Annotated in this window: 13 protein-coding genes; 10 read left to right on the top strand and 3 right to left on the bottom strand. The window is 63.8% G+C overall.

Annotated elements, in window-relative coordinates:
* Positions 1–9 precede the first annotated feature (9 nt).
* Both OLZ32_RS22545 and OLZ32_RS22540 read left to right on the top strand, forming a co-directional pair.
* Positions 10–699, top strand: coding sequence for an ABC transporter permease (locus tag OLZ32_RS22545; RefSeq protein ID WP_003538440.1), 690 nt, complete (start codon positions 10–12; stop codon positions 697–699).
* Positions 700–819: 120 nt separating this feature from the next.
* Positions 820–1728 (top strand): homocysteine S-methyltransferase family protein, encoded by a 909-nt coding sequence (locus OLZ32_RS22540; RefSeq protein WP_264398234.1) that lies wholly within the window; start codon positions 820–822, stop codon positions 1726–1728.
* Between the two features lie 132 nt (positions 1729–1860).
* Here OLZ32_RS22540 and OLZ32_RS22535 read toward each other — a convergent pair whose 3' ends face one another.
* Positions 1861–2646, bottom strand: a complete 786-nt coding sequence (locus OLZ32_RS22535; protein ID WP_131706410.1) for an IclR family transcriptional regulator — start codon at positions 2644–2646, stop codon at positions 1861–1863.
* 218 nt (positions 2647–2864) lie between these two features.
* On the opposite strand from OLZ32_RS22535, the gene OLZ32_RS22530 reads away from it, so the two are divergent.
* The 8 genes from OLZ32_RS22530 (at position 2865) to OLZ32_RS22495 (ending at position 11141) form a co-directional block, all read left to right on the top strand.
* Positions 2865–3938, top strand: coding sequence for an ABC transporter substrate-binding protein (locus OLZ32_RS22530; RefSeq protein ID WP_032999069.1), 1074 nt, complete (start codon positions 2865–2867; stop codon positions 3936–3938).
* A gap of 34 nt (positions 3939–3972) precedes the next feature.
* Entirely contained in the window at positions 3973–5487 is a 1515-nt protein-coding gene (locus tag OLZ32_RS22525) for a sugar ABC transporter ATP-binding protein (RefSeq protein ID WP_003538431.1), read from the top strand.
* Complete coding sequence (locus tag OLZ32_RS22520; RefSeq protein ID WP_003538429.1) at positions 5484–6446, top strand: ABC transporter permease; 963 nt, start codon at positions 5484–5486, stop codon at positions 6444–6446. The genes OLZ32_RS22525 and OLZ32_RS22520 overlap by 4 nt, the downstream gene beginning before the upstream one ends.
* Positions 6443–7384 carry an ABC transporter permease gene (locus tag OLZ32_RS22515; RefSeq protein WP_017992547.1) on the top strand — a complete coding sequence of 314 codons (942 nt, stop codon included), beginning with the start codon at positions 6443–6445 and terminating at the stop codon, positions 7382–7384. Before OLZ32_RS22520 ends, OLZ32_RS22515 begins: the two co-directional genes overlap by 4 nt.
* The gene (locus OLZ32_RS22510; protein WP_264422672.1) at positions 7381–8337 is read left to right on the top strand and encodes an amidohydrolase family protein; all 957 of its coding nucleotides are present in this window, start codon (positions 7381–7383) and stop codon (positions 8335–8337) included. Before OLZ32_RS22515 ends, OLZ32_RS22510 begins: the two co-directional genes overlap by 4 nt.
* Positions 8330–9640, top strand: coding sequence for an alanine racemase (locus tag OLZ32_RS22505; protein WP_264422670.1), 1311 nt, complete (start codon positions 8330–8332; stop codon positions 9638–9640). Before OLZ32_RS22510 ends, OLZ32_RS22505 begins: the two co-directional genes overlap by 8 nt.
* 37 nt (positions 9641–9677) lie before the next feature.
* Positions 9678–10022, top strand: a complete 345-nt coding sequence (locus OLZ32_RS22500; protein ID WP_003538420.1) for a RidA family protein — start codon at positions 9678–9680, stop codon at positions 10020–10022.
* A 105-nt stretch (positions 10023–10127) separates the two neighbouring features.
* Entirely contained in the window at positions 10128–11141 is a 1014-nt protein-coding gene (locus OLZ32_RS22495; RefSeq protein ID WP_264422668.1) for a succinylglutamate desuccinylase/aspartoacylase family protein, read from the top strand.
* A 15-nt stretch (positions 11142–11156) separates the two neighbouring features.
* On the opposite strand, the gene OLZ32_RS22490 is transcribed toward OLZ32_RS22495, so the two are convergent.
* On the bottom strand, positions 11157–12341 hold the full coding sequence (locus tag OLZ32_RS22490; protein WP_264422666.1) for a hypothetical protein: 1185 nt from the start codon (positions 12339–12341) through the stop codon (positions 11157–11159).
* A 165-nt stretch (positions 12342–12506) separates the two neighbouring features.
* The gene (locus OLZ32_RS22485; RefSeq protein ID WP_264422663.1) at positions 12507–13181 is read right to left on the bottom strand and encodes a 4-carboxy-4-hydroxy-2-oxoadipate aldolase/oxaloacetate decarboxylase; all 675 of its coding nucleotides are present in this window, start codon (positions 13179–13181) and stop codon (positions 12507–12509) included.
* Positions 13182–13260 lie beyond the last annotated feature (79 nt).

The following is a 13260-nucleotide window of genomic DNA, read 5'->3' as shown; positions in this document are numbered from 1 at the left end:
AAGCGCCCCATGAATTTCACCTGGATCTCTTCCTATTGGCCGCTGCTTCTGACCGGCGCATGGCAGACCGTTTGCCTGCTGGTGATCTCCGTGGTGTTCGGCTTCGTCATCGCCATAGGCCTCGCCTTTGCGCAGGTCAGCGGCGGCAGGCTGACGCGGCTCCTGGCGCGCAGCTACTGCACCTTCTTTCGCGGCACGCCCCTGCTGATACAGCTATGGCTTCTCTACTACGGGGTGGGCTCGCTGCTGCCCATGGTCCCCGGCATTCGCCAGAGCCTGTTCTGGCCGATCCTGCGCGAGGGCTTCTTCTTCGCCGCCGTCAGTTTTACCCTGAACTATGCAGCCTATGAGGCAGAGGTGTTGCGTGGCGCGCTGCTTGCCGTTCCCAAGGGCGAGCTCGAAGCCGGCCGGGCCTTCGGCCTGTCGCCCTGGATGCTGATCCGCCGCATCTGGCTGCCGCGCGCCATTCGAATCGCCCTGCCGACGATTGCAGGAGAGATCGTCATGCAGCTCAAGGCGACGCCGCTCGCCTTTACGGTGACCGTGATGGATCTCTACGCCGTGGCAAACAAGGTTCGGCAGGACACGCTGCTCGTCTATGAACCGCTGCTGGTCGTCACCTTCTTCTATCTCGCCCTGACCGCTGTGATCGCCCGCGTCTTTCGAGGTCTCGAAGCGCAGGTGCCGGTTCGCCGCTAGGCCGACGGAAAAGGATTGGCCCATGAACTCCCTCGCGCACAAACCACGTGCACCCCGCCCACTTTACGATGAAAAGCCCGCCGCCGCTGACGGCGCGACAGCCTGAATGGAGACCTCTTCATGAGCACGATGCGAATTCTCGATGGCGGCATGAGCCGCGAACTGTTGCGGCTGGGCGCCGAGCTGAAACAACCGGAATGGTCGGCATTGGCGCTGATCAATGCGCCGGATATCGTCCGTAGGGTACACCAGGAATTCATCACCGCCGGCTCTGAGGTCGTTACGACAAACAGCTATGCGCTCGTGCCCTTTCATATCGGTGAGGACCGGTTCTGGAAGGAGGGAGCGGCGCTGATCCGTCTCGCCGGTCGCTTGGCGCGCGAGGCGGCGGATGCCGTCACGGATCGGAAGGTGCTGGTTGCCGGGTCGCTGCCGCCGATCTTCGGCTCATACGAGCCGCAGAATTTTCAGCCTTCGCAGGTGCAGGACTATCTCGAGGTGCTTGTCGAAAACCTTTCTCCCTTCGTCGATATATGGCTCGGCGAGACGTTGAGCCTGATCGTGGAGGCAGAGGCTGTCCGCAAGGCGGTGGCGACGTCAGGCAAGCCGTTCTGGATTTCGTTTACATTGGCGGATGACCAGGCAGCGATCAGGGGCGGCGAACCGAAGCTTCGTTCCGAGGAAAGGGTCGAGGACGCGGCATCCTGGGCGGTTTCATCGGGCGCTGAAGCCCTCTTGTTCAATTGCAGCAAGCCTGAGGTCATGCAGGCGGCCGTGGAGACGGCGGCGCGGGTGATCCGGAAGATGGACGCTCATATCGAAATCGGCGTTTATGCCAATGCCTTCGAAGGGGAGCAAGGCGAGGCAGCCGCCAATGAAGGCCTGCATGAGACCCGCAGCGATCTGAATGACGATGCCTATTCGCGCTATGCCTGCTCCTGGGCCGAGGCCGGCGCGACGATCATCGGCGGCTGCTGCGGTATCGGCGCTGCCCATATCCATCGCCTGAGGACGACGCTTTTGCGCTGAATAGCCGAGAGTGAGGCTGCTGCCGGCAATCGCAGTTCTCGGACTTTATTGATCCTCTTGGTGAAGTCACCTCGCGAGCGCTTTCGTCCGCCCTTCGGCGCCATCACCTTGATTTCTGAGAGATGCAGGGCATCAGCCTCGTTTTGGCCGGGTCGGGGCATGGTCGAGACCGGCGGCGGCCTTCTTCAGGCAGTCGAGGTAGCGGTCCCGGTTGGCGATGCCATCGTCGCGCGGCGTGACGAGGCAGAGCGTCGCGGCTGCATGACCTTCCTCGCCCCGCACCGGTACGGCAAAACAATGGGTGAAGCTGTCGACGATGCTGTTGAAGGTGAAGAGACCTTCACGCTCGGCCTGGCGCACCTCGGCGATGAAGGTTTGCGGCTCGAGCCATTCGCCGTTCGGCAGGCGAAAATCCTGCGGCGGAATGAAGTTCAGGATTTCTTGATCCGACAGGTGTGCGACGAGTAGACGGCCCGACGCCGTCCACGGGATCGGCACCGACTGTCCGACATCCGTCGAAATGCGGAAGGGGCGCGCGCCTTCGCGCATGCGGACGACGGTGTATCTGTTTCCATCCAGCATGCAGAACTGCGCCGTTTCCCGCGTCTCGTCGGCAAGCTGTTCCAGCGTCGCCTCGCATTCGCGGGTGAAGTCGAAATGGTTCTCATAGGCTGCGCCGAGGAAATACAGCTTGCGGCCAAGATAGACACGCCCCTCGCCGCCGGTGAATTCCAGGATGCCATTCTGCAGCAGCAGGTTGACGAGCTCGTAAACCGATGAGCGCGGCGCGCCGATCTGCGCGGCGATTTCATTCGGCTTCAAGGCCTGCCGTTTCTGGCGCAGGAAATCGAGGATCTCGAAGGCGCGGTCGAGCCCTCGGGCGCGTTTGCCGGCTGCTTCGTCCTGAACTGCATCCATTGCTATCGATCCCTTTTTGTCCGGCCAAGCTTTTCAAGCCGTCTGCCGCATCTGTCAATCGATCCCGTCATTACCAGCGAATGAAATTTTCCCGCCCCTCTTGCGAGGTAAAAAAATCGGCATAAGATCGCTTCGTCCGGTATATAGATCACATGTACGCTATATTGGACACAGATGGCAAGCCGTCAACGCTGCCGCACACAAAAAAGGGGATCGACATGAAGAATCTTGAAAACGGCATTTCCGCTTCGCTACGCCGCCGCCTTCTTGCGGGTGCTGCCGCCGCTGCGGCACTTCTCGTCTTTTCGGCCGGCACGGCCTCGGCCGCCGCCAATTGCATCAAGGGTGACAGGAAAGCGCCCTATACGATCGGCTGGGCAAACATCTACTCGGTGCCGACCTGGATGAAGCAGACCGAAGGCACTATCACGGCTGAAGTGGAGGAGCTGAAGAAGGCGGGCCTCGTGAAGGACCTGATGATCACGGACGCGCAGGGCAACGCCCAGACGCAGATCCAGCATATCCAGTCGATGATCGACGCCAATGTCGACGCCATCGTCGTGATCGCCGGTTCCTCCAACGCCCTCGACCGCGTCATATCAGATGCCTGCGACAAGGGCATCGCCGTCGTGAATTTCGACAGCCTTGTCAACACCGACAAGGTGACGGCGAAGATCAACACCGATTCCAACGAATGGGGCGCGACCGCTGCCAAGTGGATGGTCAGCCAGCTCGGCGGCAAGGGCAAGATCATCATCATGAACGGCCCGGCCGGCATTTCGGTGAGCGACGACCGCCGCAAGGGCGCCCAGCCGGTCCTCGACGCCAATCCCGGTCTCCAGGTGATCACCGAGACGAACACGGAATATAACGTCGCCCCGGCACAGGAAGCGATGACCAGCCTGCTCTTCGCCAATCCCGAAATCGACGGCGTGCTGTCGCTCGGCGGCGCGCTATCGGCCGGCTCCGTCCTCGCCTTCGAGCGCCAGGGCCGCGACCAGGTGCCGACAACAGGCGAAAACGCCAGGCAGTTCCTGGAACTCTGGAAGGAGAAGGGATTGAAGGGCTGGGCCACCATGCAGCCCAACTGGCTCGGCGCGCTTTCCGTTTACACCGCCGTGCAGGCGCTGGAAGGCAAGGACGTTCCGGCCTTCGTCAAGGTGCCGCTGCCTGTCATCGACGACAGCACGATCGGCAGCTACCTCGCCCGGGCCGACAAGTTCCCGGCTGACGGCTATATCTACTCGGACTACGACAAGGCGCTCTTCGACAAGCTGCTTGCCACCAAGTAATCCGCCCAAGTAACTCGGGTTGAGGAAAGCCGTCATGACGGAAGAAAGACCCCTGCTGGAAGCCCGGCAGGTGTTCAGAGGATTTTTCGGAAATCCCGTTTTGAAGGGCGTCGATATCGCCCTTCTGCCGGGCAGGGTTCACGCCCTGCTCGGCGAAAACGGCGCCGGCAAGTCCACGCTGATCAACCTCCTGTCCGGTGCTCTGCAGCCGGATAGCGGCTCCATCCTCGTCGACGGCAAGCCGGTCGGGCGCTTCAACCCGGCGGCTGCGCGCGCGGCCGGTATTGCCGTCGTTCAGCAGGAGCTGAGCCTGACGGCCAGTCTCTCGATTGCCGAAAACATCGGGCTCGGCGCCTTTCCGCGCCGGTTCGGTCTCATCGACTACAAAGCGCTTCATCGCGGCGTGTCAGACGTCTGCGATATGGTGGGGCTCACCGAGCCGCTCGACATGCCAGTCGCCGATCTGGCACTTGGCCGCCGTCAGATGGTGGAGATCGCCAAGGCACTGTTCCGCAAGCCGCGTGTGCTCATTCTGGACGAGCCGACCTCATCGCTCTCCGCGCACGAAGCCGGCATCCTTGCCCGCCTGATCGAGACGCTGAGGGACCGCGGCACCGCACTTCTCTATATTTCCCACCGCCTCAACGAGGTGCAGGCGCTGTGTTCGCATGTCACAGTGCTGAAGGACGGCTTGGTCACCGCCGACCAGTCGCTGTCCGGCATCGACGGCGAAGGCCTGGTGCGCCTGATGGTCGGTCGCGAGACCGGCGACCTGTTCCCGCCGCGCCTGGCCGCAGCACCTGGTGCGATGCGCATCAGCGTCGAAGGTTTTTCCGCCGGCATGGTACGTGACGTCGGCTTCTCCGCCCGCGCCGGCGAGATCGTCGGCATTGGCGGGCTCGTGGGACAAGGGCAGGAAGACCTGCTGCTCGGTCTCTACGGCGCGATTCCGGCCTCGGCCGATCGGGCGGAAGTATCCGGCAAGCCCGCCCTGCCCGCCAATGTGGGCGAGGCGAATGCCGCCGGCATCGTCTATGTTCCGGCCGACCGCAAGCATGAGGGGCTGGTGCTGCCGCATTCCATTGCCTCCAATCTCATCCTGCCCTCGCTAGGACGGCTCGCCCGCAAGGGCTTACGCGACCGACCGGCGGAAAACGGCCTGGTCGCCGATCTGGCGCGCCGGCTGACGATCAAGGGCGATACGGCCCGCCCGGTGCAGGCGCTTTCCGGCGGCAACCAGCAGAAGGTGGCGCTCGCCAAATGGCTGCCGCTCGATCCCTCCGTTCTGCTCCTCAACGATCCGACGCGCGGCGTCGACATCGAGACCAAGCGGGAAATCTACCTCATGCTCCGCGCCTTCGCCGCCGAGGGGCGGCTCGTCATTCTGGCCAGTTCCGATACGCCGGAGCTGGTGCATCTCTGCGACCGTGTCGTGGTTCTGCGCGAGGGCCGCGTCGCCGCGGTGCTGTCGCAAGATCACATCAGCGAAGGAGCGATCGTCGGCGCAGCCATGGGCATCACGGCCACGACGCAGGGAGAGGCAGCATGAGCACGAGTTCGTCATCCCGGCTCTACGGCTCGATCCAGCTCCGCCGCAACCGCGGCCTTGCCGGCCTCTATCTGGTCGTCGCCGCCTTTCTCATCCTCTATGGGGTGCTCTTTCCCGGCATCCTTTCGATCGGCGGCTTCTCCAAGTTCACGCAGAACTGGTTCCCGCTGGCGCTCGTCACCATGGCGCAGGCGCTGCTCATGCTGAACGGGGGCATCACGCTGGCGATCGGCCCGCTCGTCAGTCTTGGAGCGGTGATTGCCGCGACGACGATGGAAGGCGCGCTCGGCGTGCCGGGCGGCATTCTTGCGGTCTCGCTTGCCGGTCTTTCGATCGGCGCCGCCATCGGCGCCATCGTTACCTATCTGAGGCTGCCTGCAATCATCGTCACGCTCGCCGGCTCCTTCATCATCGGCGGTGTCGCGCTCATCCTGCTGCCGCGGCCGGGCGGGTTCATTCCCGATTGGCTGTCGACGGTACTGGCCGGCCACACGCCCGTCGCCTTCCTGCTGCTCGTCGTGATCCTGGTACTGTGGAAGGCCTTTCTTGCAACGCCGCTCGGCCTCGGCATCTACGCGGCCGGCGACAATCCGGTCGGTGCGTTCCGCTCCGGCGTCCCGGTTGAACGGGTGAAGGTCGCAGCCTTCGCGCTGTCCGGTCTTCTCGCCGCCCTGACCGGTCTCTTCGTGGCTGCGCAGACCGGCTCGGGTGATCCTGTTATCGGCACGCCCTTCACGCTGAACTCGATTGCCGCTGCCGTGCTCGGCGGCGTGGGCTTCCTCGGCGGCAAGGGCACGATGCGCGGCGCGATCTGCGGCAGCCTGCTGCTCTCGGTGATGATCAACGTCATGTTCTTCCTGGGCTTCCCGCCGGTCGCACAATATGTCGCGCAAGGTCTGATCATCGTCGGCGCGGTCGCCGTGCCGGAACTTCTTGGGGCTTGGAGGGCAAGGCGATGAATATCATCAGGTCCGCGTTCCGCAATCCGCCGCTGCTGACCTTCCTTCTGGTCGCGCTCGTCTGGATCGTCGCAAGCTTTACGTTGCGTGGTTTCGGCGCCTATGGCCACCTGCGCTACCTGCTCGAACTCGCCGCGGTGATCGGCATTGCCGCCGCCGGCCAGACGCTCGTCATCCTGATGGGCGGCATTGATCTCTCCGTCGGCGCGGTCATAACAGTCACGGCGATCCTGCTGCCGCTGATCTCGCCAGCCTGGGACCCGACCGGCCTCGCCGGCATCGCGGCGGCCCTTGCCATCGCCACCGGCATCGGCCTGATGAACGGCGCCGGTGCTGCCTATCTTCGCGTGCCGCCGATCATCATGACGCTGGCCATGGCGACCTTCCTCCAGGGTTTGCTCGTCATCGTCGCCGGCGGCAGCGCGGTCACCGTCAGCAATCCGGCGGTCATCCTGCTCGGGCAGGCGCGGCCGCTCGGCATTCCCTCGGGCATCGTTCTGTGGCTCGTCGTCTCGATCGTCGTCCTGCTGCTCGTTCACCGCATGCCGATCGGCGCGCGTTTCCTGGCGCTCGGGGCGAACCCGCTGGCGGCCCGGCTTTCCGGCGTCAGCGTCACGCGCAACACGCTGATCGTCCACACTCTGTCGGGCTTTTTCGCAGGGCTTGCCGGCATTCTCGTGCTCGGCATGAACCGGCAAGGTTATGTCGGCATCGGCGACCCCTATCTGCTGACCTCGATCGCCGCCGTCGTGCTCGGCGGCACCTCCATCCTCGGCGGCCGCGGCACCTATGCCGGGACCATTCCGGGGGCAATCCTGCTCGTCACGACGACGGCGCTGATCACCGTCGTCAACGCCTCGCCCGGCTGGCGCTCGATCATGTTCGGCGCGCTGATCCTTGCCCTTCTGCTCGTTTCCGGCCGTGAGGCGCGCCGATGACGGAACTCTATGACGGGCCGGTGATCGACCCGCATCACCACCTCTGGGGCCTCAGTCTGCAACGCCATCCCTGGCTGCAGAAGGCGCGGGCATCAGGCGAAGAGATGGTTTTCGGAAGCCTCGCACCGATCCTGCGCGACTATGGCATCGACGATTATCGCGCCGATGCTGCCCGCCAGAACGTGATTGCAACCGTGCATGTGGAGGCGGGCTGGTCCGTTGCCTACCCGCTGGAAGAGAGCCGCTGGCTGGATGGCCTCGACCGCAGCTCCGGTGTGGCGCATCGTTATATCGCGCGCGTGCCCCTCGACGGGCCGGACGCCATGTGCCTGCTCGAGGCGGAAGCGGCGAACCCGAATGTCGTCGGCATCCGTGATATTTTGAGCTGGCATCCGGACGCGGCGAAGAGTTTTGCTTCGCGCCCGAACCGCATGGACGATCCCGCCTGGCGGGCGGGGCTTGCCCATGCCACGCGGCTCGGGCTGGTCTTCGACTTGATGCTCTATCCCTGGCAGATGAGCGAGGCGCTCGAACTGGTGCGTGCTTTTCCGGAAACGCTTTTCGTGCTCAACCATGGCGGAAGCCCGGCAGACCGGACGGAGGACGGCATGGCGCTCTGGCGCCGTGGTCTGCGGGCGCTCGGCAGTGAGCCGAATCTGCGCCTGAAGATCTCCGACCTCGTCGCCTACGACAATAAGTGGACGCTCGAAAGCCTGCGGCCGGTGATCGAGCATTGCCTCGATTGTTTCGGTCCGGCGCGCGCGATGTTCGCGAGCGACTTTCCAGTCGCGGGCTTGCACGCCTCTTTCGACGAGGTCTATCAGGTTTTCCGCACGGTGGCCTCGCAGCTCTCTTACGACGAGCAACGTGCCCTGTTCTTTGCCAGCGCCAACGACACCTATCGCCTCGGCATCGCCGACCCGGCCGAGATCAGGAGTGGCTGCCATGTCTGACCTCCATACCGCGACGGAAAACGTGCTGATTGACGAGCGGGTGCGCGGCTTTCCGCCCGGCAATCCGCCGCTTGCGCTTGCTGCAATCGGCAAGCAGGGATGGAAACCCTATGACGGCAGGATGGCTCTGCCGCTGATCTCGCTCGACCGGCAGGCTTTCTCCGGCAATGTCAAACTGATGATGGCCTATGTGAAGAGCCACGGCGCCGAGATCGCGCCGCATGCCAAGACGCCGATGTCGACGGCGCTGGCGGAGGCACTTCTGGCGGCAGGCGCCTGGGGCACGACGGTCGCCGATATCCGCCAGGCCGCTGTCCTGCTCAAGGCGGGACAACGCCGGCTGATCCTCGCCAACGAGATCGGCGGGGTGGCCGCTGCCCGCCGGCTCGCGGCCCTGCTTGCCCATTATCCCGATGCGGAACTCCACATCTTCGTGGATTCGACAGCGCTCGTCGATGCTCTCCGTACCGCATGGCAGGAGCGTGCCGATCTACCGCCCCTCGGCCTGCTGGTGGAGTTCGGCGCCGGCCGCGCCGGTGCCCGCGGCGTCGACGCCGCCGAGGCAATTCTGGAGGCGATCCTTGCCGCGGAGACGCCGGCCTTCCGGCTGACCGGCATCGCCGCCTATGAGGGTGCGGCGGCGACCGCCGATGCGGAAGAGACGATGCGTCGCATCGACGCGCTGATGGCGGTGACATCCGATTTCCTGCCGAAGGTGCGCGCCCGCATCGGTGACGAGCGGCCGCTCCTGGTCACGGCTGGCGGCTCGGTGTTTTTCGATGTGGTGATTGCCAGGCTTTCCGCCGCCGTCGCAGCCGATCCCGTGTGCCGGCTGGTGTTGCGCAGCGGCGCGATCTTCTTCCACGATCACGGCATCTACGAGCGCGGCCTTGCCGGCCTCGATGCACGCGGCGGTTTCCGCATCGGCAGCGAGATGGTTTCGGCGGCCACAGCTTTCCGTCCGGCGCTGCGGGTCTGGGCCGAAGTCCTCTCCCGGCCGGAGCCGCGGCTGGCGATCTGCGGCATGGGCATGCGCGACGTGGCAATTGACCAAGGCCTGCCGCGGCCGTTGGCGCTCTATCGCAATGGGGCGTATCTCGCCGATCTCGGAGACGCCGAGGTGTTTCGCCTCAACGATCAGCACGCCTTCGTGGCCCTTGCCGACGGCAGCGACGTCGCGGTCGGCGACGTTATCGAGTGCGGCATCTCGCATCCCTGCACCTGCCTTGACCGGCATGCCATCCTCTACGGCCTCGATCCGGACCATTCGGTGACCGCGGCCTATCTGACCAGCTTCGGCTGAACTCTCCCTCCAAAAGCAAGAAAAGGAAAACCCGCAAATGATCCAGCGTTATCAGAAAGGTTCGCGTATGAGCCAAGCCGTCAGCTACGGCGGTCTCGTCTATATTGCCGGCCAGGTCGCGGAAAATCGCAAGGCTGATATCAAGGATCAGACCCGCGACGTGCTCGGCAAGATCGACGCCCTTTTGCGAGAAGCCGGTATCGATCGCTCGCGCCTCATCGCCGTCAATGTCTTCCTGCCGGCGATCGTCGATTTCGAGGCGATGAACAGCGTCTATGACAGCTGGATCGACATCGAAAACCCGCCGGCCCGCGCCTGCACCGAAGCTCGTCTCGCCGATCCTGATCTGCGCGTCGAAATGACCGCGATCGCTGCGCTCTAGCGGAAAGCACGACGCGTAGGTTGAAAATGTTACAGCGTCTTTTGGCGTCTCAAAAAAGACGTGTGGCGCTGTAACGGCATCGCAACCGCCCGCACTGGAGACATCATGCATAGCGGTCTCGTCAATCCGATCGACTTTTCGCGCGAGGGCCGGCAGGCCGGCCATCTCGCCATTCCCTATTCGATCGACCGTTCGCCCTATTATCAGATCCGCATTCCGGTCCTTCGCCTAAAAAATGGCGAGGGGCGGTCTTTGCTGCTGATGGCCGGCAATCATGGCGACGAGTATGAGGGCGAGCTCCAGCTCGGCCGGCTGATGCGGCTGCTGGATGTCGCGGAAATCCGCGGCGTCGTCACCATCCTGCCGATGGCGAACCTGCCGGCGGTAATGGCGGCCAAGCGCTGCTCGCCCTTCGACGGCGGCAACCTCAATCGGGCGTTTCCCGGAGATCCCAGCGGCTCACCGACGGCGCGGATGGCGCATTTCCTCGAACATGAACTTTTTCCGCGCCATGACGTCGTGCTCGACCTGCATTCGGGCGGCACCTCCATGGCCCACCTGCCCTGCACGCTGATCGAGCGGCAGGCCGATACCGCTCGCTTCGAGCGGTCCGTTTCGCTGATGCGCGCCATGGGTGCGGCGCATGCCTTCATCGCCGATAATGGGCCGACCGCACCGACATCGATGGGTGCTGCGGCAAGGGCCGGAACCATCGGTCTTTCCGGCGAGTTCGGCGGCGGCGGTACCGTGACGCCTGAGACAATGGCTTTCACGGCGGCGGCGATCGACCGGCTGCTCGTCACACTCGGCATCGTGAAGCATCCGGTCCTGTCGCGCGTGCCGCTCGCCGAGCCGGGACCGTTGCAGCTGCTTTCATTATCTAGACATAGCCAGGGCATCTATGCGAACCGCAGAGGCTGGTTCGAGCCGGCCGCAGCCCTCGGCGCCACCGTTTCCGCCGGCGACCTTGCCGGGTGGTATCATGACCTCGAAAGCCTGGAGCAACTGGAGGAAGAGCTGCGCTTTGCCGAGAGCGGCATTGTCATTTCCCACAGGCTGCATTGCGACAGCCAGGCCGGCGACTGCCTGATCCAGGTCGCCGAACCGATCGCATCCTGAGGAGTGCTGATCTGCTCAAGCGACTGCGTCGACCGCTGCCTTGACCCAGTCGAGACGCTTTGCCGGTATCAGGCCGTAATTGTAGAAGTTCACGCCGTCAGCGCCGGCATCGACGGCGGCCTTGGCGCGTGCGGCCAGGATCTCGGGCCCGCTGACCTCGGGATAGAAGACGCGCAGGCCCACCCCGAGGAACTTTCCCGGTCCGATTGCCGCCCGGCCGGTCCGGATGACATCGCCGACGGCATCCGGCTGCATGTCGTAGCAGCAGAGGATCGCCCCGTCGCAGAGCTTGCCGGCGGCTGCGAGATCGACACCGCCGAGCCAGCCGTCCTTCAGGTCGATGAGCACGATGCGTGTCGCCGGATCGGCGGCCGCCTTGATCTCGCCGATCAGGCTAGACACCGGTTCGCTGCGCCAGGTGAGATAGGCGTGCAGATCAGGATGTTCGCGAAAGGCATCGATGCCGACGGCCGGAAAATCCGGGAATTGCCGTTCCGGGACAGCCCTTTCGCAGACTTCCGCGATGAAGCGCGCGACCGACCGGCGCGCACCTTCGACTGGCACGCCGGCCTTTTCGGCACGCGCCGTGCAATGGTCGCAGAAGCAAAGCGACAGCAGGAAATCGTCTTCGGCATTCAGGCCGACGCCGTCCTTCTCGTGATGGTATTCATGCGCGAATCCCATGAAGTTCGGGCTCTCGAGTTCCACCATATCGGGCCGGTAGTTGGTCGTGATGTCGCGAACAAGGGTGACGGCATAGGCCCGCGCCGCCGGGCTGGAGGGGCAAAGATTGTAATAGTTGGGATTGCCGAAGGCGTTCCGCGTCACATGATCGGGATGCAGCATGCCGAGACGGCTATTGTGCAGGCAGACCGTCCAGCAGGAGACCTTGAGACCCGTCGCCTCGCGCCCCTTGGTGAGCGCTTCCAGCATGTCGCCGCGCTCAGTGACATTCCCAGCCGTCAGCGGCCGGATCAGCTTGTCCTGCCACAGGCTTTCATCCGGCCGGAAGTAGACCGTCCCATCCTCGGGGAAATAGGCCTTCTGCCGCGGGCTCCGCGGCTGCAGGAACCGGCCGGCGTGATAGGAGGTCGCCAGGCTGACCGTCGTCAGGCCCGCACGGCCGCGAAGCTCGGCGGCAAAGGCGTCGAGCCCTTGGTCCTGAATGTCCCAGGGGTAGGTCCACATGGAAAGATGCATGGCGTGCTCCCGCAAAATCTGTCCACTTTATAGAACACGTGTCCATAATAGTGTCCACACTGATCTTGAGGCGGACGCCTGCTGGGTAGCGGGTTTTGCATAGGGCGGCCGGAAAGGCCAGCCGCCCTATAAAGTGGCAGGGCTGATCGCTATTGCGGTGTCGCGTCAGATGTCGACGACGAGGCCCTTGGCTTTCAGCACCGGTTCGAGATTGCTGACCTCGATAACCGATTTGCCCTGCTTATATGCCGCGATATAGCCGGCCTCGGCATCTTCGCGGGCCTGTGACAGCCTGGCGACTTCCTGCGCTTCCTGGCGGCGCACGATCACCAGGCCGTCGGCATCGCCGGCGATGATGTCGCCGGGATGGATGATTTCGCCGCCGACGATGATCGTGTCGTTCACCGCCGCAATGGTTTCCTTCACCGTCCCCTTGATGCAGACGCTGAGCGAGAAGACCGGGAAACCGAGTTCTCTCAGTTGAAGCGTGTCGCGCACGCCGGTGTCGGTCACGAGACCGGCGATGCCCTTTGCCAGGCAGGCATTGGCAAGCACATCGCCAAACGATCCGGCCTCTTCATATTCGCCCGCCGATACGACGATGATATCGCCCGGCTTTGCGTAGTTGATAGCGAGCTGCAGCATGATGTTGTCACGCGGCGCGCACTTCACCGTAAAAGCCGGACCGCAGAGTTTCATGCGGTAGTCGACGGGCTTGAGGCGGGAGGAAAGGGCACCGCGGCGCCCTTGAGCCTCGTGGATCGTCGCGGGCGAAAATTTGGAAACGGCGTCGATATCGGCTTTGCTTGGCCGTTCGGCGATATCTTTAATATGGATCACGGATGCCTCCCATTTTTGGCCGACGGCGGGCATGTCCCGCCGTCCGATTTCGTTTGGATATCGTCATTGGAAGACGCCG

It is taken from the genome of Rhizobium acaciae, assembly GCF_025941625.1.
In the GTDB taxonomy this organism is placed as follows: Bacteria; Pseudomonadota; Alphaproteobacteria; order Rhizobiales; family Rhizobiaceae; genus Rhizobium; species Rhizobium acaciae.
Note: the sequence above shows the minus strand (reverse complement) of the source record. Positions and strands in the feature narration are given on the sequence as shown.